General features: G+C 64.4%; 19 protein-coding genes. 12 read left to right on the forward strand and 7 right to left on the reverse strand.

Going from position 1 to position 20,342, the window contains the following annotated elements:
• The first annotated feature begins 87 nt into the window (after positions 1-87).
• The 7 genes from ACFX5Q_RS02010 to ACFX5Q_RS02040 all read left to right on the forward strand — a co-directional run bounded on the left by ACFX5Q_RS02010 (position 88) and on the right by ACFX5Q_RS02040 (position 7,175).
• Complete coding sequence (locus ACFX5Q_RS02010) at positions 88-795, forward strand: DJ-1/PfpI family protein (protein WP_404274965.1); 708 nt, start codon at positions 88-90, stop codon at positions 793-795.
• 121 nt (positions 796-916) lie between these two features.
• A complete protein-coding gene (locus tag ACFX5Q_RS02015) occupies positions 917-1,648 on the forward strand; it encodes a FadR/GntR family transcriptional regulator (protein ID WP_404274967.1) in 732 nt (243 codons plus the stop codon).
• Entirely contained in the window at positions 1,645-2,847 is a 1,203-nt protein-coding gene (locus ACFX5Q_RS02020) for a PLP-dependent transferase (RefSeq protein ID WP_404274968.1), read from the forward strand. The genes ACFX5Q_RS02015 and ACFX5Q_RS02020 overlap by 4 nt, the downstream gene beginning before the upstream one ends.
• A gap of 29 nt (positions 2,848-2,876) precedes the next feature.
• Positions 2,877-4,154, forward strand: a complete 1,278-nt coding sequence (locus ACFX5Q_RS02025; RefSeq protein ID WP_404274970.1) for an ABC transporter substrate-binding protein — start codon at positions 2,877-2,879, stop codon at positions 4,152-4,154.
• Between the two features lie 178 nt (positions 4,155-4,332).
• Positions 4,333-5,256, forward strand: coding sequence for a carbohydrate ABC transporter permease (locus ACFX5Q_RS02030; protein ID WP_404274971.1), 924 nt, complete (start codon positions 4,333-4,335; stop codon positions 5,254-5,256).
• Positions 5,256-6,104 (forward strand): carbohydrate ABC transporter permease, encoded by an 849-nt coding sequence (locus ACFX5Q_RS02035; RefSeq protein ID WP_404274973.1) that lies wholly within the window; start codon positions 5,256-5,258, stop codon positions 6,102-6,104. Before ACFX5Q_RS02030 ends, ACFX5Q_RS02035 begins: the two co-directional genes overlap by 1 nt.
• A gap of 3 nt (positions 6,105-6,107) precedes the next feature.
• The gene (locus ACFX5Q_RS02040) at positions 6,108-7,175 is read left to right on the forward strand and encodes an ABC transporter ATP-binding protein (RefSeq protein ID WP_404274975.1); all 1,068 of its coding nucleotides are present in this window, start codon (positions 6,108-6,110) and stop codon (positions 7,173-7,175) included.
• A gap of 1 nt (position 7,176) precedes the next feature.
• Here the strand turns inward: ACFX5Q_RS02040 and ACFX5Q_RS02045 are convergent, their stop codons facing one another.
• Together ACFX5Q_RS02045 and ACFX5Q_RS02050 are read right to left on the reverse strand one after the other, a co-directional pair.
• Entirely contained in the window at positions 7,177-8,028 is an 852-nt protein-coding gene (locus tag ACFX5Q_RS02045; protein WP_404274976.1) for a TIGR01459 family HAD-type hydrolase, read from the reverse strand.
• Entirely contained in the window at positions 8,025-9,299 is a 1,275-nt protein-coding gene (locus ACFX5Q_RS02050) for an FGGY-family carbohydrate kinase (protein ID WP_404274977.1), read from the reverse strand. The genes ACFX5Q_RS02045 and ACFX5Q_RS02050 overlap by 4 nt, the downstream gene beginning before the upstream one ends.
• Positions 9,300-9,517: 218 nt before the next feature.
• Here ACFX5Q_RS02050 and ACFX5Q_RS02055 point away from each other — a divergent pair, with 218 nt between their 5' ends.
• The 5 genes from ACFX5Q_RS02055 to ACFX5Q_RS02075 all read left to right on the forward strand — a co-directional run bounded on the left by ACFX5Q_RS02055 (position 9,518) and on the right by ACFX5Q_RS02075 (position 14,437).
• Positions 9,518-10,294 (forward strand): DeoR/GlpR family DNA-binding transcription regulator, encoded by a 777-nt coding sequence (locus ACFX5Q_RS02055; RefSeq protein WP_404274979.1) that lies wholly within the window; start codon positions 9,518-9,520, stop codon positions 10,292-10,294.
• Entirely contained in the window at positions 10,291-11,631 is a 1,341-nt protein-coding gene (locus ACFX5Q_RS02060; RefSeq protein ID WP_404274981.1) for an FGGY-family carbohydrate kinase, read from the forward strand. Before ACFX5Q_RS02055 ends, ACFX5Q_RS02060 begins: the two co-directional genes overlap by 4 nt.
• Before the next feature lie 81 nt (positions 11,632-11,712).
• The gene (locus ACFX5Q_RS02065) at positions 11,713-12,198 is read left to right on the forward strand and encodes a hypothetical protein (protein WP_404274983.1); all 486 of its coding nucleotides are present in this window, start codon (positions 11,713-11,715) and stop codon (positions 12,196-12,198) included.
• 202 nt (positions 12,199-12,400) lie between these two features.
• On the forward strand, positions 12,401-13,840 hold the full coding sequence (locus ACFX5Q_RS02070) for an aldehyde dehydrogenase family protein (RefSeq protein ID WP_404274985.1): 1,440 nt from the start codon (positions 12,401-12,403) through the stop codon (positions 13,838-13,840).
• 15 nt (positions 13,841-13,855) lie between these two features.
• On the forward strand, positions 13,856-14,437 hold the full coding sequence (locus ACFX5Q_RS02075) for a DUF1349 domain-containing protein (protein WP_404274987.1): 582 nt from the start codon (positions 13,856-13,858) through the stop codon (positions 14,435-14,437).
• Positions 14,438-14,525: 88 nt separating this feature from the next.
• Here ACFX5Q_RS02075 and ACFX5Q_RS02080 read toward each other — a convergent pair whose 3' ends face one another.
• From ACFX5Q_RS02080 to ACFX5Q_RS02100, 5 genes are all read right to left on the reverse strand, one after another.
• On the reverse strand, positions 14,526-16,094 hold the full coding sequence (locus ACFX5Q_RS02080; RefSeq protein ID WP_404274989.1) for a glycosyltransferase: 1,569 nt from the start codon (positions 16,092-16,094) through the stop codon (positions 14,526-14,528).
• A gap of 39 nt (positions 16,095-16,133) precedes the next feature.
• The gene (locus tag ACFX5Q_RS02085; protein WP_404274990.1) at positions 16,134-17,279 is read right to left on the reverse strand and encodes a glycosyltransferase; all 1,146 of its coding nucleotides are present in this window, start codon (positions 17,277-17,279) and stop codon (positions 16,134-16,136) included.
• Between the two features lie 282 nt (positions 17,280-17,561).
• On the reverse strand, positions 17,562-18,314 hold the full coding sequence (locus ACFX5Q_RS02090) for an SDR family NAD(P)-dependent oxidoreductase (protein ID WP_404274992.1): 753 nt from the start codon (positions 18,312-18,314) through the stop codon (positions 17,562-17,564).
• Positions 18,315-18,417: 103 nt separating this feature from the next.
• Positions 18,418-19,347 (reverse strand): TIR domain-containing protein, encoded by a 930-nt coding sequence (locus tag ACFX5Q_RS02095; protein ID WP_404274994.1) that lies wholly within the window; start codon positions 19,345-19,347, stop codon positions 18,418-18,420.
• Between the two features lie 121 nt (positions 19,348-19,468).
• Complete coding sequence (locus ACFX5Q_RS02100) at positions 19,469-20,251, reverse strand: LuxR C-terminal-related transcriptional regulator (RefSeq protein WP_404274996.1); 783 nt, start codon at positions 20,249-20,251, stop codon at positions 19,469-19,471.
• Between the last annotated feature and the right edge of the window lie 91 nt (positions 20,252-20,342).

The raw sequence follows: 20,342 nt of genomic DNA on the forward strand, positions 1-20,342 counted from the left end.
GCGATTTGGCTCGAAATGAGGGGTGATTGGCGATCGTGCCAAAGCATGATCCCCTAGATTGGCCGGAGTCAACCTGCGGAGATTCCCATGGCCCTTCGTTTCGGCATCCTCGTATTCCCCAATGTCCAGCAGCTCGACCTCACCGGTCCTTACGAAGTCCTGGCCTCGGCAAAAGGCGCCGAGGTGGAACTGATCTGGAAGGACCGCAATCCCATAATGTCGTCGACCCGCCTATCCCTTGAGCCGACGGAGACGTTCGACGATTGCCCGCCTCTCGATGTGCTGTGCATTCCAGGCGGAGGAGGCATCAATGCGCTGCTGGAGGATCAGGCGGTCCTCGAATTCGTGCGGGAGCGCGCGGCGCAGGCACGCTACGTCACGTCGGTGTGCAGCGGCGCCCTGGTGCTCGGCGCGGCCGGGTTGCTCAAGCGCAAGCGGGCGACGACGCATTGGTATGCCCATGATTTCCTTGCCGAGTTCGGCGCAATTCCTGTCGACGAGCGCATTGTCGAGGACGGGAACCTGATCACCGCAGGCGGCGTCACCTCAGGCATCGATTTCGGTCTCCTCTTGGTCGCCAGGCTTCTCGGCCAGGCCGAGGCCGAAACGGTGCAGCTCACACTCGAATATGCCCCGGCTCCTCCCTTCCGATCCGGCACGCCCGCGCAGGCTTCGCCTGCTGTGCTGGCGCAGGCAAAAGAGCGGCTTACGGCCTCGAGGCGGGCTCGCGAGGAGATGTTTGCCCGCTGGCGCAGCGCCGGCGCGGTTCCCGAGCCGTCACGCGCCCATGGCTGAACCGGCCGGTCGAATGGCGCATCTCCGCGCTATTCGGCCCTGCTTCATTTCGGCGGTTGACTCGCCCGTCGGTCTGTGCAGAAATTGGTTGGACCATTGAACCACTTTAGGCTCAGCCTGCGTGACCGATTTCCTTCCGCCGATCCAGACGACGGCCCGCGACGATGCGGTGCTGAAGGCTTTGGCCGGCTTCGTCATGCAGGAAAAGCTGGAGCCCGGTGAGAAGCTGCCGACCGAGCGCATCCTCGCCGAGCGCCTCAAGGTCAGCCGCAACACGGTGCGCGAGGCGCTGACGCGCTGGGAGGGGCTGGGCCTGGTCGAGCGACGCCAGGGCAGCGGCACCTATCTCAAGGCGGCCGTGTCGCTCGACATGCTGCACATGCCGCTGACACTGGCCGGCGGCAATGATTTCACCGGCCTGATGCGCACGCTGGAAATCCGCCGCGCGCTCGAGGCCGAAGCCGCCGCCCTTTGCGCAGTTCGGGCGGGCAAGGCCGACCTCGCCGAGATCGAGCGCAAGCTCGACATCATGGAAGAGGCCTTCCAGACCCGCGCTGGCATGTCGTCGGAGGAAGACTGGGAGTTCCACCAGGCGGTCTACCGCGCGTCCGGCAATCCGCTGTTCGAGCAGATCATCAGCGCCATGCACGAGCTGTTCCACCGCTTCTGGGAACATCCGCTCGGCGTGCGCGATTTCGGCCATGCCAGCTTTCCCTACCACCGCGCCATCTTCAATTGCATCGCCGCCCACGACCCGGAGGGAGCTCGAGCCGAAGCGCTGAAGCTCATCGCCACCGTCGAGAACGACCTGAAGCGCGGCGCCGCCAATCTCAAACTTTCGGATCGAAAATGAACGAGCACCCCACCGGCTTCGACCCAGGCACTTTTGGCAGCGACTACCTCGCCGAGGCGGCGACGCTCCTCGCCCATGACGATCCGTTCCCCGGCGGTGCGGTGGTGCCGCCGATCTATCAGACCTCGCTGTTCACCTTCGCCAATTATGCCGAGATGGCCGATACTTTTGCCGGCCGCCGCCGCCAGCCGATCTATTCGCGCGGCGACAACCCGACGGTGATGGAGTTCGAGGCGCGCGTCGCAGCGCTCGAAGGCGCCGAAGCCGCACGCGGCTTTTCCAGCGGCATGGCGGCGATCAGCGCCACCGTGCTTGCCTTCGTCGGCGCCGGCGAGCGCATCGTCGCCGTGCGCAACTGCTATGGTGACGCCTACCGGCTGTTCGAGCGGCTGTTCCCGCGCCTCAACATCAAGGTCGACTATGTCGACGGCTCCGACCCCGACGCGGTCGCGGCGGCACTGCCCGGCGCCAAGCTGCTCTACCTGGAAAGCCCGACCTCGATGATGTTCGAGCTGCAGGATATCGCGCATCTGACGCGGCTGGCCAAGGAACAGGGCATCGTCACCAGCATCGACAATTCCTGGGCGACGCCGGTGTTCCAGAAGCCGATCTCGCACGGCGTCGACCTCGTCCTTCACTCGGCCTCGAAATATCTCGGCGGCCACAGCGACACCGTCGCGGGCGTGGTGGCGGGTTCGGCGCCCCATATCGGCCGCATCAACGAGCAGACCTATTCCTCGCTCGGCGGCAAGCTGTCGCCGTTCGAGGCATGGCTCTTGCTGCGCGGCCTGCGCACGCTGCCGCTGCGGTTGCCGCATCACATGAAGAGCGGGCTCATCCTCGCGGAACGGCTGAAGGCGCACGGCCAGGTCGAGCGCGTCAACCACCCGGCCTATTCCAACCATCCGGGCAAGGCGACGCTGGCCGGCTATGCCGGGTTGTTTTCCTTCGAGGTGACGGAGGATGTCGACATTCCGGCCTTCGTCGACGCGCTTAAATTCTTCCGCATCGGCGTCAGCTGGGGCGGTCACGAGAGCCTGGTCGTCCCGGCAAAGGCCACGCTCGAGCAGACGCCGGGCCTGAATTCGATGGCGCGCTTCGGCGTCAGCCCCCGAACCATCCGCTTCAACGTCGGATTGGAAAGTGTCGAGGATCTCTGGGCCGACATCGCCCAAGCCTTCGACAAAGCAAAAAAATAACGAGGCAGTTCAAAATGGGAGTACCGAACATGAAAAAACTGACATTCATGCTTGCCGCCGTCGCCGGACTGGCGATCTCCGCCGGCAGCGCAATGGCCGAATCGACGCTCAAGATGGTCGAGGTCATCACCAGCCCGCCGCGCACCGAATTTTTGAAGAAGCAGATCGCCGAGTTCGAAGCCGCCAATCCGGGCGTCAAGGTCGAGCTCGTCTCGCTGCCCTGGGGCCAGGCGTTCGAGAAGTTCCTCACCATGGTGCAGGCCGGCGACACGCCCGACATCGTCGAGATGCCGGAGCGCTGGATAGGCCTCTATGCCACCAACGGCCAGCTCGAGGACCTTGGCCCCTATATGGCCAAGTGGGACGACGCCAAGACGCTTGGCGACCGCGCCAAGCAGTTCGGCTCGACGGTCAATAACACCCAGTTCATGATCCCCTACGGCTACTATGTGAACGCGCTGTTCTGGAACAAGAAGCTGTTCAAGGAGGCCGGTCTCGACGGCCCGCCGGCGACGCTCGATGAATTCGTCGAGGATTCCAAGAAGATCTCGGCCATTCCCGGAAAATATGGCTACTGCCTGCGTGGCGGCCCCGGCGCCTTCAACGGCATGCACATGTTCATGAACATTGCCGCCGGCAAGGGCGGCTACTTCAACGAGGATGGCACCTCGACCATCAACGATGAAGGCTCGGTCAAGGGCCTGCAGATGCTGGCCGACATGTACAAGAACGGCCTGGCGCCGAAGGATGCGGTAAGCTGGGGCTTCAATGAAACCGTCACCGGCTTCTATTCCGGCACCTGCGCCATGCTCAACCAGGATCCGGATGCGCTGCTCGGCATCGCCGACAAGATGAGCGCCGACGATTTCGCCGTGGCGCCATTGCCGGTCGGGCCGAGCGGCAAGTCCTATCCGACGCTCGGTTATGCCGGCTGGGCGATGTTCGCCAATTCCCAGCACAAGGACGATGCCTGGAAGCTGATGGCGACGCTGCTGTCGCCGAAGGACAATCTGGAATGGGCCAAGGAAGTCGGTGTCGTCCCGATCCACAACGGCGCCGATCAGGATGCCCATTTCAAGACCGAGCAGTTCAAGGGCTGGTTCACGGAGCTGAGCGACAGCTCCAAATATGAAATGGTGACGCCGCCGACGCATCTGGAGAACCTCGGCAACTTCGTCGACCAGGTGGCGATCAAGAACTTCCAGGAAGTGCTGCTCGGCCAGAAGACGGCCAAGGAGGTGGCCGACCAATGGGCCGCGTTCCTGACCAAGGAGCAGCAGGACTGGATGGCCAAGAACAAGAAGTAGGCCAGCTTCTTCCTTCTCCCCGTTCACGGGGAGAAGGTGGCACGAACTGACGGATGAGGGGCGGCGCGACGTCTGCAACGCTGGCTCGGCCCCTCATCTGCCTGCCGGCATCCTCTCCCCGTAACCGGGGAGAAGGACGCTGTCCCCGACGCTGCTCCAGGAGACGATCCAGAAGCCGATGACCTATGCCGTGTCCGCAATACGACCCACAGGCAAGCCGCGACGCAAACGGCTATCTCACGCCGCCATAGAGCCTTGGCTCTATCTTTCGCCGGCTATCGTTCTGCTGGTCGTCGTGCTTCTCGTGCCTCTGATCATCGGCATCAGCTACTCGTTCCGCAAATTCTCCGCCTTCAGGTCGGAATATGTCGGCCTCGGCCAGTACGAAACGATGCTGTCCGACCAGGTGCTGGGACAGGCGCTCGTCAACACGCTATGGTGGACGGTCGCCAGTCTGTTCTTCCAGTTCTTCCTCGGGCTTGGCCTGGCCTTACTGCTCGACAAGCCATTCTCGGGCCGCAAACTGGTGCAGGCGGTGGTGTTCCTGCCCTGGGCGGTGCCGTCCTTCCTTTCGGGCCTCACCTGGGCCTGGCTGTTCAACCCGATCATCGGGCCCTTGCCGCATTGGCTCTTTGCGCTGGGGCTGAAGGCAGAGCCGACCAACATCCTGTCCGATCCGGCTACCGCCATGTGGGGGCCGATCATCGCCAACATCTGGTTCGGCATCCCGTTCTTCGCCATCACGCTGCTGGCGGCGCTGAAGTCGATCCCGTCGGAACTGCATGAGGCCGCCGCCATCGACGGCGCCTCGCCCTGGCAGCGCTTCACCAAGGTGACGCTGCCGTTCCTGGCGCCGACCATCGTCATCACCGTCATGCTGCGCACGATCTGGATCGCCACCTTCGCCGACCTGATCTTCGTCATGACCGAGGGTGGGCCGGCCGGCTCGACCAGCACCGTGCCGGTCTACATCTATGTCAGCGCCTTCAAGTCGCTGGACAAGGGCTATGCCTCGGCGGTGGCGGTGCTGCTGCTGGTGCTGCTGATTGCCTATGCGGTGGCGCTGATCGCCATACGCCGCTTGCTGGTGAGGCACGTCTGATGATCGCCGGACGCTCCACTTCCTCGCGCATCGTCGGCGGCATCGGCCTCTACGGCGCCATCGCGGCCTACATGATCTTTGCGCTGTTCCCGATCTTCTGGACGCTGAAGATCTCGGTGACGCCGGAACGGCTGCTCTATTCCGAAGGCATCACACTGTGGCCGTCGCAGACGACGTTCCAGAATTTCGTCACCGTGCTCGAAGCCTCCGACTTCCCGCGCTATTTCATGAACAGCGTCATCGTCTCGGTGTCGACGGCGGCATTCGTCACGGTCATCGCCACGCTTGCTGGCTACGCAATGTCGCGCTTCACCTTCCGTGGCAAGGCGACGCTGGCGATCCTGCTCCTGCTCACCCAGACTTTCCCGCTGGTGATGGTCATCCCGCCGATCTACCGCGTCATGGGAGAGCTCGGCCTCACCAACAGCCTGGTCGGGCTGATCATCATCTACACCGCCTTCAACACCGCCTTCGCCACCTTCCTGATGCAGTCCTTCTTCGACGGCATCCCCAAGGACCTCGAAGAAGCGGCGATGATCGACGGCTGCACGCGGGCCCAGGCGATGCGCAAGGTGATCGTGCCGCTGACGCTGCCCGGCATGGGCGCCACGCTCGGCTTCGTCTTCACAGCCGCCTGGAGCGAGCTTCTGTTCGCCCTGATGCTGATTTCCAGTGATGACCAGAAGACGTTCGCCGTCGGCCTGCTCACCTATATCGGCAAGTTCGCAGTCGACTGGGGGCAGATGATGGCGGCATCCATCCTGGCGCTGATCCCGGTCTGCATCTTCTTCGCCTTCCTGCAACGCTATCTCGTCACCGGCCTCACCGCCGGCGCGGTCAAAGGATAATCGATGGCTTCCGTCACGCTGCAACATGTCGAGAAGGACTACGGCTCGCTGCGCATCCTGCACGGCGTCGACCTCGAAATTGCCGATGGCGAATTCGTCGTGCTGGTCGGCCCGTCCGGCTGCGGCAAGTCGACCTTGCTGCGTATGATCGCCGGGCTGGAGGAGGTCTCGGGTGGCGAGATCCGCATCGGCGAGCGGCTGGTCAACGACGTCGCTCCGAAGGACCGCGACATCGCCATGGTGTTCCAATCCTACGCGCTCTACCCGCATATGGACGTGTCGTCGAACATGGGCTTCAGCCTGCTCTTGAAGAAGGCCGAAAAGACGACGATCGACACCAGGGTGGGTGCGGCCGCCAAGCGGCTTGGCCTCGACAGTTTCCTCGGCCGCCTGCCGCGCCAGCTGTCCGGCGGCCAGCGCCAGCGCGTCGCAATGGGCCGCGCCATCGTGCGCGACCCCAAGGTGTTTCTGTTCGATGAGCCGCTCAGCAATCTCGACGCCAAACTGCGCGTCCATATGCGCGCCGAAATCAAGGCGCTGCACCAGCAGCTCAAGACCACATCGGTTTATGTCACCCACGACCAGATCGAGGCCATGACAATGGCCGACCGCATCGTCGTCATGCATGACGGCTATGTGCAGCAGGTTGGCCATCCGCTCGAGCTCTACGACCGGCCGATCAACATGTTCGTCGCCGGTTTCATCGGCTCACCCGGCATGAATTTTTTGCCGGCAAAGGTCAGCAAAAGTGGCAAGGTCGACGCCGTACTGGCTGACGGCCAGAAACTGAGACTGCCCGATGGCCTGCCGTTGAAGGATGGCGATGCGCTGACCGTCGGGCTCAGGCCGGAACACATCCAGCTCTCCGAAGATGGGCCGCTCAAGGCCGAAGTCGAAGTGGTGGAACCACTCGGCCTGTCGACACAGTTCTATGTCAAGCTCGCCAACCAGCAGGTCTGCGTGTTCGTCATGGGGCGCAGTAATGTCCGGCCAGGCGACATGGTGCGGCTTGCCGCCGATCCGACGGCGCTGCATCTCTTCGATCCGGCGAACGGGAACCGTATCGGCTAGTTTAGCGCAGGCGGAACGCATCCAGCGTGTAGTCCGGATACGCGCCCTCCCGGTCGAAAACCCCGGCCAGGTCGGCGACATCAACCAGTATGCCCGACAGCACCAGCGCGGTGGCGACGCTCACGCCGGCGCCGCCGGCAATGTCGTGCTCGACGCTGTCGCCGACGCAGACCACGCTGGCTCGGTCCGGATTGCCGGCGAGCGCCAGCGCCGCGTCGTAGATCGCGGGATAGGGCTTGCCGATGCGGGTGACACTGCCGCCGAGGCTCTCATAGAGATCGGCGAGTTCGCCGGCGCCGAAGCGCGGTCCGACCGCTGTCAGCATGATCCTGTCGGGATTGGTGCAGAAACACGGCACCTGTTTCACCGCCGCCGGGCCGAGCAGCGTGCGATAGTGGTCGAGGTCGAAACGATCGCCTTCGCTGGCCGAGATCAGCACCAGCTCGGCATTGCCGCCGCTGTCGGTCAGGGTCAAGGGCAGGCCCTCGATTGCCGAGCGGTCGCTGTCGCGGCTGATCAGCAAACATTTCGTACCCGGGCGTAACTCTTCGGATGCCGCCATGGCGTGAAAGGCGCGCCATGCCACCTCGCCGGACGAGACAAAATGATCCCAGCTTCCTGCCTCGAAGCCGAGCTTCTGCAGGCGCCGCTCGTTGGGTTCCGCCCGTTTGCCGGAATTCGAGATCAGCACCACCGTCTTGCCGGCGCGCTTCAGCGCCGACAGCGCCTCCACCGCGCCCGGATAGGGTTGCTGGCCATCATGCAGCACACCGAACTGGTCGAGCAGGAACACCTCGTAGCGCTCGGCCAGCGCTCCGATCCCGTCGAGGTGTTTTGCCTGTTTCGCGCTCACAACAACCCCGCTTCGCTTGCGCCCATCAGCGCCAGCCGCGCCGTGCCGGCGGCGGCCTCGTCGGAAAGCGCCGGCAGGAAATCGACCCCGAGCTTGCGCTGGCGGATCGCGGTCCAGGCGGCATTGGCGGCACCACCGCCGACGCTCCGGACCGAGGTTAGCCTGGGCGCGCCGAGCTCGGCGAGCCGCTGATAGCCGAGTGCCTCGATTGCCGCGATGCCTTCCAGCATCGCCTTCAGATAGTCGGCTTCGGACTGGGGTCGCGGCTCGAGGCACGGCGGTAGCGTCGGGTCGGCGATCGGGAAGCGCTCGCCGGGCGTACCAAGCGGATAATAGTCGAGGCCGGTCTCCGTCTCCGGATCGATCGCTGCGCTCAGTTCGATGATGCGCGCGAGCGAAAAATGCTGGGCCAGCACCTTGCCGCCGGAATTCGACGCACCGCCGGCCAGCCAGGCATCGCCCAGGCGGTGGCTGTAGATGCCATAGCGCGGCGCCGAGATCGGCCGGTCGGACAGGATCTTGATGGTCAGCGACGATCCTAGCGCGGTGACGCCGTCGCCGGCGACCGCCGCGCCCGTCGCCAGAAACGAAGCGCAGCCATCCGTCGTTCCGGCGACCACGGCCACGTCAGGCGACAGACCGAACAGGTCGGCGGCGCTTGGCGTGAGCCTGCCAGTCACGCTGCCTGGCGCGACGACATCGGGCAGCAGCTCCATGCGCATGCCGGTGGCCGCGATCCAGTTCGGCCAGCGGCGGGCCTCGACGTCGTAGCCGGTTTTCAGCGCATTGTTCTCGTCGCTGACGTCGAAGCGGCCGGAAAGCCGCCCGGCGATCCAGTCGGCCTGGTGCAGCATTCGAGCGACGCCGGTCTGGCGCTGGAACCACAACGCCTTGGCGAGCCCGGAGGTTGCGCCGTGCGCGGCGCTCGTCTCCGGTGCCTCGCGAGCGACCGCGGCGAGGATGGTGTCGTCTGCAACCCTGTCGTTGTACATCAGCGGCTCGGCCAGTGGCCGCCCGGCATTGTCGACCGGCAGCAACGTGCCCGACGTGCCGTCGACGGCGATCGAGCGCACCGCCGCGCGATCGATGCCCACCAGCAGTTCCGCCAGCGCTGACGCGACCGCTTCCCACCACACGGCGGGGTCGCGGCCGTTCGCGCCAAATCGCTCGAGGGCAACGGTGGACTGCGCGGTAATGGAAAAATCCGGACGCATGGCAACGGCGCGTGCACCCGAGGTGCCGATGTCGATGCCGATGGCAAGTGGCGCCATGTCATCCGTCCTCTGTTGGCTGCCGACCGCGTTGAGCTTTCTCCAGCGCCTCGGCCGGTTTCGCCCAAATCCCGTCGCCGGGACCGGAGTTGATATCGCAGATGCGAGCGATCTACGTCAACTGTGATCTATATTCGTCAAACCGGCGTTGAAATCCGATTTGTTTTGAGTAAGTTAAACCAAATTTCATGCCGAAATGGCATCCCGGGAGCAAAAAATTGAGCGACTCCGGCCGCCAGCGTCAGATTGTCGAATTGCTGAGGGATCGCCCGTTCGCCTCGGTGCGCGACTTGCAGGAACGGCTTGGTGTTTCTGCTGCGACGGTCAGGCGCGACATCGACAAGATCGATGAGGCTGGCGAGGCGCGCAAGGTCTATGGCGGCATCTCTGCGCTCGACGGCGCCTCGCAGACCGGCGTCGCCTATGCCAGGCCCTATGACGAGAACCGCGATCTCGCGGTAGAGGCCAAGCGGCGGATCGCCGCCCTCGCCGCAACCATGGTGAGCGATGGCGACGCGGTCATCGTCCATGGCGGCTCGACCTGCTTCCATCTCGGCGTCAGGCTGGCCGACCGCAATATCCGTCTCTACACCAACTCGATGCCTTTAGCGGCCTATCTCAGCGACCATGGTCATTGCAGCCTGACGATTGCCGGCGGCGACCTGCACCGCGAGCCCGGCATCATCCATTCGCTCACCCAGGCCGTGCCCTTCTATGCCTCCAAATTCTTCATCGGCGCGCAAGGCCTCTGCCAGGAAGGTGTGCTGGAATCGCATCCGCTGCTGGTGCGCTCCATCGTCGACCTCAGCCCCTGCGCCGACCAGATCGTGGTGCTGGCCGACAGCCGCAAGCTGTCGATCCATGCGCGCAACGTGGCGCTGCCGCTGTCGCGCATCGGCACGCTGGTGACCGATGACGGCCTCTCCGACGCGGATGCACGCATGCTGGAGGACGCTGGCGTGATGGTGCGGATCGCCCCGGGAGCCATCCAGTGAATGTGGCGGTGCTCGACTTCGGCAAGACCAATTCCAAGCTGTTCGTCTTCGATCAGGATGGGCGAATTCTCGACGAGCGCAGGACCAAGCCTGCCTGGGCGCGCGAGGGCGGTTTCAGCGTGCTCGATGAGGCGGCGTTGCATGACTGGGCGGTTCGTGCCGTTGCCGACGCTGTCGACCACCACCGGGTCGAGGGGCTGATGGTGTCGGGCCATGGCTGCACCTTCGCTTTGGTCGACGAGACGGCGCTGACGCATCCGATCCTCGACTACGAGCAGGAACCACCGGCCGACATCGCCGCGCAAATCGATCGCAACATCCCGGATTTCGCCGAGACCTTCTCGCCGCGCCTGCCGCTCGGCTTCAACTACGGCCGCCATATGCTGTGGCTGAAGGCGGTCGAGCCGCGCGCCTTCACGGCCGCGACATCGATCCTCGGCTATCCGCAATATTGGAGCTGGCGCTTCGGCGGCCGGGCGGTCTCGGAAGTTTCCTATCTCGGCTGCCACTCGCATCTGTGGGCGCCGCGCCAGCGCGACTTCTCCTCGCTGGTCGACGCCGAAGGCTGGCGCGGCCAGATGCCGGCCTTCGCGCGCGCCGGCGCTGTCATCGGCGAGCAGCGGTTCGGTGAAGCCGCGCGGCCGATCGCCATCCACAATGGTGTCCATGACTCGAATGCCGCGCTCCACGCCTATCGTCGGCAGCAGCTCGGACCGCTCACCGTCGTGTCGACCGGTACCTGGGTCGTCGTGCTCAATCCGGATTGCCCGCTCGAGGCGCTCGACCGCGACCGCGACATGCTGGTCAATGTCGATGTCGATGGCGGCCCGGTGCCGACAATCCGTTTCATGGGCGGGCGCGAATTCGCAACCATCAGCGGCGGCTGGCAAGGCGCGATCGCGCCATCCGCGATACAGCAGGCGATCGACGCCGGCATGATGGCGCTGCCGAGCTTCGCGCCGGGCGGGCCGATGCCCGACCGTCGCGGCGAAATCGTCGGCGGCACGCCAAATGCAGAACAGCGCGCGGCCGTGGCGCTGCTCTATGTGGCCCTGATGGTCGATTTCTGCCTCGACCTGATCCATTCGCACAACACCGTCATCGTCGATGGCGGGCTGAACACCGGCGGCCTGCTCGCCAGCCTATTGGCGCAACTGCGCCCCGGCCAGGCCTTCCTGCAGGGTGCGACGCTCGAAGGCAGCGCCACGGGAGCCGCGGCGCTCGCCTTCGAGAGCGTCGGCCGCGACTTTGCCGCAGAAGCGCCGGAGCCGGTGCGCGCCTCGCATTTCGCCGGGCTGGCCGGCTATCGGGACGATTGGCGCGGCCGCGTGACCTGAAGCCTGCGGCCAATTTTAAAACCGTGCGCTAAAATCGTCCTTGTTGATTCGCCCAGATCGGGCTCTTGAACAAGGAACGGCATGAGCAAGGCCCTCACCACATTCGCACTGGTCGCGGTGCTCACCGCTCTGCTCATGGCGCTAAGCCTTGCGGTGGCCAGACACGGCTATCCCTATGGCGCGATCGGCGTGAAGCGCCTCGACGGCATTGCCGATGCCGGTTCGTTTCTGTCTTTGGCCGCCGTCTATTTCTTCAGCGCGCTCTTGATGATGATCCTCCCCATCCGCGCCGCCAGCATTGTGCTGACCAATGCCGCCGATGCCCTGTTTTGGGCAACGATCGCGCTGTTTGCGACCATTGTCGGCTGCCTCGTCGCCCGATGGGCCTTCGGCCAGGGCGGCGTGCTGTGGGCGCTGATCAACTGGCGGTTCCTGTTTGTCGCGGCCGTCGTCGCCGCCCATCTCACCATGAACGAGCTTCGCCGCAACGTCCTGCTGAGAAGCCTGTTCTTCGTCGTCTTTGCCGCGGCGACGCTGGCCTGCCTGTTCTGGTCCTTCGCGGTCTGAGACCAGGCACATTGATTTCGTTCCGATCTCCAGGGCGACACGCGCGGGCTTTCCCCTGCGCGCGTCATGGGCTATCGAGGGTCCGATTTGAAAGGGCCTCACTCTGTCGCTATTTGTCTGATAAATGACTTGGGCGATGGATGACTGGGTGGTAGGAAGCCCGGCAGACGGCGCCACCAGCGAACCACCACAAGGAAAGACCATGACCCTGTTCCGCAAAAACCTCATCGACGGCGAGTGGCTGGGCGAGGCCGGCTCCCGCAACATCAACCCCTCGAATACGGGCGATGTGGTCGGTGAATACGCTTCCGCCGGTCCGGAGCAGGCCAAACAGGCGATTGCCGCGGCGAAAGGCGCCTTCCCCGCCTGGTCGCGTTCGGCGCCTCTGGCCCGCCATGCGGTGCTGAAGAAGGCGTCCGACGAGATCATGGCCCGCAAGGACGAGATCGGCCGCAACCTGGCGCGCGAGGAAGGCAAGACGCTGGCCGAGGGCATCGGCGAGACCATCCGCGCCGCCCAGCTTTTCGATTTCTTCGCCGGGGAAACGCTGCGCCTTTCGGGCGAGCTGGTGCCCAGCGTTCGGCCGGGCGTCGGCGTCGAGATCACGCGCGAAGCGGTCGGCGTCGTCGGCATCATCACGCCGTGGAATTTCCCGATCGCCATTCCGGCCTGGAAGATCGCGCCGGCGCTCGCCTACGGCAACACCATCGTCTTCAAGCCGGCGGAACTGGTTCCCGAGAGCGCCTGGACCATCGTCGATATCCTGCATCGCGCCGGCCTGCCAAAGGGCGTGCTCAATCTGGTCATGGGCAAGGGCTCGGTGGTCGGCCAGGCCATGCTCGACAGCCCTGACGTCAACGCAATCACCTTCACCGGCTCGGTCGGCACCGGCAAGCGTGTTGCCGCTGCAAGCGTCGAGCACATGCGCAAGTTCCAGCTCGAAATGGGCGGCAAGAACCCGCTCGTCGTGCTCGATGACGCCGACCTTTCCGTCGCCGTCGACTGCGCCATCAACGGCGCCTATTTCTCGACCGGCCAGCGCTGCACGGCGTCCTCTCGCCTGGTTGTCACCGACGGCATTCACGACCGCTTCGTCGCGGCACTCAAGGAGCGCATGGAAAAGCTCGTCGTCGGTGACGCTCTGGACGCCAGGACCCAGATCGGCCCGGTCGTCGACGCGACCCAGCTGAAGCAGGACGAGGATTACATAGCCATCGGCCGCCAGGAAGGCGCCGAGCTTGCCTTCGGCGGCGAGCGGCTCGATGCCGCAACGCCCGGCTTCTATCTGAGGCCGGCGCTGTTTACCGGCGCCACCAATGCCATGCGCATCTCGCGCGAGGAGATTTTCGGACCGGTCGCCAACGTCATCCGCGTCAAGGACTATGACGAGGCGCTTGCCGTGGCCAACGACACGCCTTTCGGCCTGACCTCGGGCATCTGCACGTCGAGCCTCAAGCACGCCACGCATTTCAAGCGCAATTCCGAGGCTGGCATGGTGATGGTCAACCTGCCGACGGCGGGCGTCGACTTCCACGTTCCCTTCGGCGGCCGCAAGGGATCGAGCTACGGCCCGCGCGAACAGGGCCGCTATGCTACGGAGTTCTACACCACGGTGAAAACCGCCTATACTTTTGCTGGCTAATCAACGGCTGAGCCAATGATATCCGTCAATGCGGACCTGACCTGGCTCAACCCGCCGCCGCATCATGAATTCGGCGACAATGCCGTGCATGTGCGCACCGGCAAGGAGACCGACTTCTGGCGCGAAACCTTCTACGGCTTCCGGCGCGACAACGGCCATTTCCTGTATCGCCCGGTAACGGGCGATTTCAGCGCCGAGGTCACGGTCAAGGGTGACTACCAGGTGCTCTACGACCAGGCCGGACTGATGGTCCGGCTCAGCGAAACGCACTGGATCAAGGCCGGCATCGAATACACCGACGGGCTGGCCTATTTCTCCGTCGTCGTCACCAACGACACGTCCGATTGGTCGCTGGTCAGCATCCCGGCCGACCCTGATGGCGTCAGGATCCGCCTGACCCGCCACGCCGAAGCCATCCGTGTCCAGTATCTGGACGCTTCAAATGGCCACTGGAAGCCGGTGCGAATTGCTTATTTCCCGCCCTCGAAGTCGGTCGATATCGGCATGATGTGCTGTTCGCCGCAGCGCGAAGGCTTTGAGGTCACCTTCGCCGACTTTTCGGTCGGCCCGCCGATCTCGCGAGAGCTGCACGACTGAGGCAAGAGCAATTCCAGGAAAAGTGCGTAGCGATTTTCCGTCCGGAACTGCGCAAAGCAAAGAGTCGGGCGGAGACGGCACCGCTGGCTCACCACGGCACATGCAGGATCTCGAGCTTGGGAAGACCGATCGGCCTAATGCCCAGATCGTTGGCAAGGGCGCCAAAGCCTTCGGTTTCGATCAGGTCCCGGTACGGAAGCTCGGGAAAACGAAGACCGCCGCGATGCAGCGCGGCATCGACCAGCAACATGGTTCCGCCGACGCCGTCGAGGCCGATCTTCTCGAGATGCCGGACGTCGCTGAGAAGGAGCCGACCCGGTGCGCCGGTGGCAGGCTGGAAAATGCCGTTGCGGATTGCGCGGTAGTAACGGTAGTCCTTCGAATGGCGGGTTGTGACGAAGCTGTTGTGGTCGAAACTGTCGCCGCCGGCGATCTTCACGCAATTGGGCACCGCGATGCGATGCCCGGCTCCGATAAGCCGGCTCACAATGCTAGGCGGGAATCGCCAGACGTCGATGTCGATCCACAGCGCCCAGTCATCGTCGGCGTCCAGCCCCTGATCGATCAAGTGATTGCGGACCTTGGCGATGTTGCCGCGCCGGCTGCGCTGCAGCCGCGGCATCGCTCGCTTGGCGCGGTCAAGGCTGGCGCTGCCGAGCTGTTTTTGCAGCAGCACGATGCCGCGATACGCCCCGGCCAGTGGCGCCACCGCCGTCTGCAGTCGTTCCCAGCTTCCATCCGAGCTGTCGCCTTCGCAGAAGACGAGCTTGATCCTGTCCTTTGGGTAGTCGAGCTGCTGCAAGGCATCGAGGAAGGGCTGGATATGGTCGGCAGCGTCGCGAAGCGGCACCAGGACGGCGATGTTTGGGCCAGTCGGTGGCGGCGCCGAAAGAGCCGCCTGGCCGACGCCGCGCTTGGCCGCCGTCTCATCCAGATGGGCGCCGCGCGTCAGCCTGTACCATGTCCAGTAGGCGAGGGTGCGAATCCTCCTCTTCAACCCCGGCGCAGGTTCGGGTGTCCACCACGTGCCGGCCCAGTGATGGATCGACAGCGTCAACCCTGCGCTGCCGTCTTTGCGCCCCGACGAGTCGATGGGCGTGAACAGGGCGGACGGATGGATCGCGAAGGCCGTCTGGTCGCCATGGCCGAGCTGCGCCGAGGTGAGCAGGCAAGGCCCTGTCGCATCGAGCGCATCCCTGGCATGGGTCAGTCCGGGCAGCATCGAAATGATCTCGAGCCAGAACGGATGCCGGGGCGGGCTGGCCATCGTTCCGTTGAACGAAAGGTAGGGCAGCCCGCGAAAGTCCGCCTGCACCAGCGTGTGCGTGTCCGGCTCCTTGCAAAGCACGATCCGGTTCTCGCCCATCACGGGATCGAAAGGTGCCACGCATTCGCAGTCGATATCGCCATAGACGCCGCCGAAATGGTAGAGCAGCAGATAGCGCCCGGCATCGGCGCGCAGCACGCCGTGCGAGTAGCTGCAAAAGGTCGGCAGGAAATCCGGATAGTGCTCGGCGACGAACTCGAGCAGCATCCGGTCGCTCCAGAACATCATCGTCCAGTCGGGATGATGCCGCTTCCAGCTCTCGACATAGGCCTGGAACCGGGCAGGGACCGCGTCGGTCTTCCATGTCTGGTGCAGGATCGGCGGGATCATCGACGGCTCATCGATCGCTGACTGGGCGCGGCCGGAGCGTCATGCATCTTCATCTGCCAGTCCGAGACCACTGTGGACGGCGTCGCGGATGGCCTGCGGCCCGAATCGCGACCAAACCGCTTCATGGGCGCGGGCGCGCTGCCGGGCCATGCGGGCGGGATCCGCGCAGAGCGCGATCGCCATCGCCGCCAACTCTTCATCCGAAGCTGCCAGCAGCACCTCTTCGTTTTCGACCAGGTCCAGCCCTTCGGCCGCCAGCGGCGTCGCGATGACGGGCACGCCCCACGCCATCGCCTCGAGGATCTTGATGCGTGTGCCGCCGCCCATGGATAGCGGAACGATGCTGAGATGCGCTGCCGACAGCAGCGGCCTGACATCGTCGGGGTCCTCGACCAGCGCCACACCGTCCAGCCTTGCCAGGGCTTGTACGGACGGCGCGGGCGAGCGGCCGGCAAGAGTGAGTCTTGCCGTCGGCAGCGCCTGCCGGATGCGGGGCAGGATGTTGCGGGCCAGCCGCTGGGCGGCATCGATGTTCGGTTCGTATCCGAGGTGGCCGACGAGCAGGATGAGCGGGAAACCGTCTGAAGGGGCAGCCAGCAGCGCGGTGGGCATGTCCTCGGCCCGTGGGATACCGTTCGCAATGATATCGACCGGCACTGTGCTCGAGACGACCGACTTGAATTTCTCGCGGTCGAGGCGCGAGCAGACCCAGATCCTGTCGACGATCGCGGCCGCCTTTCTTTCGAGGCGCCTGACGTCAGGTGCGCCGGCGCCCCGGGCGGACTGCAGCTGCCCAGCGAGGTCCGATTCGACATTGTGCATGTCGAGGATGAGCTGCCCGGCCAGCGGCCGCAAAGGCTTGAGCAGCCTGAACAGCGGAATGCCCTCGACCACGATCGTGTCGGGGCGAAATTCGCGAACCAGCGCCTCGAGCCGCGCCAGCGCCGGACGCGGAATCCGGGTCTCGGTCTTGGCCCTCCACAATCCGAGCGCCCGCGTGCGTGGTTCTCCCTCGGCAGTCAGGGCCGCGACGCGAATGTTGGCTGGGAGCGGTTGCGGCGGACCGGCCAGCGGTCTGACCGAGACAAGGCAGAGCGGACCGAGTTCGGCTGCCGCCACGGCGTTGCCGAAGTTCCTGAGATCGGCGCCCGATGTCGGCGGAAAGGCCGGATCGATGCAAACCACCAGGGTTCGACGCGCTTTTCCGGATACGGATGCCGATGCGGCTTGCGGAGCCGCCCGAGCCGGTCGTCCGAAGCGAGTGTGGGGATGATGCTGCAAGGGCTTCCAACTCCGGCCCAACGCCTTAGGCGCTGGAGCAATTCCAGGAAAAGTGTGCACGGTTTTCCGTCCGGAATCGCGCAAAGACAAGTGACGGCGCGCGTCATAATCGCCACATCGGCAAACAGGCTGCGATATAGCCACGGGAAAATGCGGGCATGCAACCCACAGCCGGCTTTGTTCGCCTCAATAGGTGGCGCGGCCGCCGGAAACGTCGAAAACGCCGCCGGTGGTGAAGGAGCATTCCTCGGAAGCGATCCAGGTGATCAGCGCCGCCACCTCCTCGACTTCGCCGAATCGCGCCATCGGGATCTTCGACAGCATGAAGTCGATATGCTGCTGGCTCATCTGGTTGAAAATCGCCGTGCGCACCGCCGCCGGGGTGACGCAATTCACCGTCACCTTGGTCTTGGCCAACTCCTTGCCCAGCGACTTGGTCAGCCCGATCACCCCTGCCTTGGAGGTGCTGTAAGCCGAGGCGTTGGGATTGCCCTCCTTGCCGGCGATCGAAGCGATGTTGACGATCCTGCCATAGTCGCGCTCGAGCATATGCGGCACCAGCGCTCTGTTGCAGTAGAAGACACCATTGAGGTTGATGTCGATGACCCGGCGCCAGTCCTCCACCGAATAGTCCCAGGCCGTCATGTTCGGTCCGGTGATGGCGGCACTTGTGACCAGGATGTCGACGGCGCCAAACGCCCTGATCGTCTCTTGCGCGGCACGCCCGACCGCTTCGGCATCGGCGACGTCGACGATCGTCCCGTCTAAGCCCGGGATCGCGGCCTTGGCCTGCTCGCTCTGGGCCGGATCGCGGTCCCAGACCGAGACACGCCCGCCTTCGGCCACGATCCTTTGCGCCACCGCCAGGCCGATGCCTGAGGCGCCGCCGGTGATCACGGCCGATCGTCCGGCAAACCGTCCTGCGAAACGCATCGACATGCGGCACTCCTCCCGGCGGCGAATGTGAAGTCAACGTCCGCCAAGTTCAAGTCGGGATTGGAGCCTCCGATGGGGATCTTGGTGGACCAGGAGCTGCGCGCTGTCAGCCGTTCTTGATCGATTGCCAATGGCTCAGCTGCTCTGCGATCAACTCCACCCGCCGCTGATTGTCGCGCCCGTCCAGGATCGCCAAGTCTTCGGCCTCGGCGCGCAAATAGACGCCGGAGGTGCGCGCATTCAGTTCCGGCTGCGTATCCGCGCGCGTCGTGAAATAGCCCGACGCGCGATCGGCGGTCTCCAGCCGGATCTCGCCTGTCCCGTGCAACTGCGGCGCGTTTGCGTCCAGGGGCCGTTCTCCGTTCCAATAGTAGAAGATGCCGGAGGGTTCCTTCTTCTCCTTCAGCGCTTCGCTCCAGTATCTCGCTGACAGGCTGCCATTCTCCCGCCATGAGCGACCCGTCAGCTCGATCGCACCGTCGCGGTTTCGCGCGATGCGCAGCAGGCTCACCGCGGACGGCTCCTTCGCGGTGCGCTCCGACAGGGAAAACTGCCACCAGAGACCCTCTATGCGGGCGATGTTGCCCTCATTTTCGATTGCGCTCCGCAGCTTTTGATTGATCGCTCTCATCTCCGCCGCGGTCGCTGCCTCGCCGTACCGTACCGAGGTCAGGCCGAGCAGATCGCTGGGAAGCTTGGCGCCGTTCGCATGGAGGATAAACGTGCGGCGCATCCCGAGGACACCGCCGAAAAGCCCGGCTTCGAAAACCACATTGTCTCGGGGAGAAGCTTGAGCCGATACCGAAGCGGACGATTCCGGCTGGCTCGCGCTCGTCCAGTCGTCCTGGGCGAACACAAACGCGGCGAAGTCGACCTCGCGGGTAAGCTCGATGAGACGCCCCAGCGTGGTCGTCCCGGGGCTGAAGGAGGTCGTCCAGGGCTCGACTTGCGCGATCTCTTCAAGACCGCGTGTCAGTGCGTCGAGCAGTTTCTTCTGCTTTCCCGACGAGCCCAGGAAGATTCGCGGTTTGGCCATCCATTTTCTCCAGTTGCGTACCCGCGGCTCCTGCCGACATAAGCCTGCGAGGGCGATTTTCGCTTATTGTATTCATCTCACAGGCGGCAGCAACGGCTGAACGAAAGACGCGATCTCGCTACTACGCCTTCTCCGTCTGGTGCTGGAAGAACTGCAAAAACAGCTCCCGCTCGGTGGTGATGTCGAGCTTCTCATAGATACGGCGGCGATGGTTCTTGACCGTGCCGACGGTGATGCCGAGACGCTCGGCAATGTTGGCGGTCGGGTGGCCGGCCAGGATGAGCTGGACGAGTTCCCGCTCGCGCAGCGACAGCTCCGGCCACAGGCTCGCTGGAATACTCGGTTTCTGTTGCGGCGAGGCACCAGGACCGGTCGGCGCCGATGTGCGGGAAAAATCGGCCCGGCGTGCTCTGATGTCGAGCGCATGCAGCGCCTCGAACACTGGCAGCCGTTCCTGCAATTGGGCGATCTCGCTGTCCCTGAAAGACATGGTCGAGCGGTCGAGGAAGATGCCCAGGCACCAGTCGCCGCCATCGGCGAGCAATATGCCGACCTCGTCGCAGATTTCCGACTGCGCCAGGAAGCCGGCTATGTATTGGCCGCGCTTGGCCTTGTCGTCGGCAAACCGCCTCAAAGGCATGATGCCGAGCCGCCGCTCCTGTCGCCATGAGGCGTAGAAGGGGTCGAATACATAGTAGCTGGCGAGGTAGCGCCGGACCATCTCGTCCGAAAACCGCCGGTGCTTGACGAATTCTGGCGTCTTCGTCGCCGAATAGCGGGTGACGGTGACGAGGTCATGCGCGATGTCGGCGCCGATCAGGTCGATCAGGCAGTCGACATGCCGGTCCGTGCCGGTGGCGGCGATCGCCCTGGCAAGCGGCGCCCAGATGTTGCCCATGCGCATGCCCTCTTCTCGGCGATGTCCGCCCGGCCGTCATTGTGTCTTTTGGCATATGGCGCAAGGCCGCCCCTCGAATCTAGCTTGCGTCACCTCA

Origin of the sequence: Mesorhizobium sp. IMUNJ 23033 (assembly GCF_044778005.1) — a bacterium.
In the GTDB taxonomy this organism is placed as follows: Bacteria; Pseudomonadota; Alphaproteobacteria; order Rhizobiales; family Rhizobiaceae; genus Mesorhizobium; species Mesorhizobium amorphae_A.

Bases quoted from the DNA above. Each gene is read 5' to 3' on its own strand.
- ACFX5Q_RS02035 (WP_404274973.1), top strand. From the start codon at position 5,256: ATGATCGCCGGACGCTCCACTTCCTCGCGCATCGTCGGCGGCATCGGC.
- ACFX5Q_RS02030 (WP_404274971.1), top strand. From the start codon at position 4,333: ATGACCTATGCCGTGTCCGCAATACGACCCACAGGCAAGCCGCGACGC.
- ACFX5Q_RS02100 (WP_404274996.1), bottom strand. From the start codon at position 20,251: ATGCGCATGGGCAACATCTGGGCGCCGCTTGCCAGGGCGATCGCCGCC.
- ACFX5Q_RS02050 (WP_404274977.1), bottom strand. From the start codon at position 9,299: ATGGCGCCACTTGCCATCGGCATCGACATCGGCACCTCGGGTGCACGC.
- ACFX5Q_RS02065 (WP_404274983.1), top strand. From the start codon at position 11,713: ATGAGCAAGGCCCTCACCACATTCGCACTGGTCGCGGTGCTCACCGCT.
- ACFX5Q_RS02080 (WP_404274989.1), bottom strand. From the start codon at position 16,094: ATGATCCCGCCGATCCTGCACCAGACATGGAAGACCGACGCGGTCCCT.
- ACFX5Q_RS02025 (WP_404274970.1), top strand. From the start codon at position 2,877: ATGAAAAAACTGACATTCATGCTTGCCGCCGTCGCCGGACTGGCGATC.
- ACFX5Q_RS02070 (WP_404274985.1), top strand. From the start codon at position 12,401: ATGACCCTGTTCCGCAAAAACCTCATCGACGGCGAGTGGCTGGGCGAG.
- ACFX5Q_RS02020 (WP_404274968.1), top strand. From the start codon at position 1,645: ATGAACGAGCACCCCACCGGCTTCGACCCAGGCACTTTTGGCAGCGAC.
- ACFX5Q_RS02090 (WP_404274992.1), bottom strand. From the start codon at position 18,314: ATGTCGATGCGTTTCGCAGGACGGTTTGCCGGACGATCGGCCGTGATC.
- ACFX5Q_RS02075 (WP_404274987.1), top strand. From the start codon at position 13,856: ATGATATCCGTCAATGCGGACCTGACCTGGCTCAACCCGCCGCCGCAT.
- ACFX5Q_RS02040 (WP_404274975.1), top strand. From the start codon at position 6,108: ATGGCTTCCGTCACGCTGCAACATGTCGAGAAGGACTACGGCTCGCTG.
- ACFX5Q_RS02095 (WP_404274994.1), bottom strand. From the start codon at position 19,347: ATGGCCAAACCGCGAATCTTCCTGGGCTCGTCGGGAAAGCAGAAGAAA.
- ACFX5Q_RS02010 (WP_404274965.1), top strand. From the start codon at position 88: ATGGCCCTTCGTTTCGGCATCCTCGTATTCCCCAATGTCCAGCAGCTC.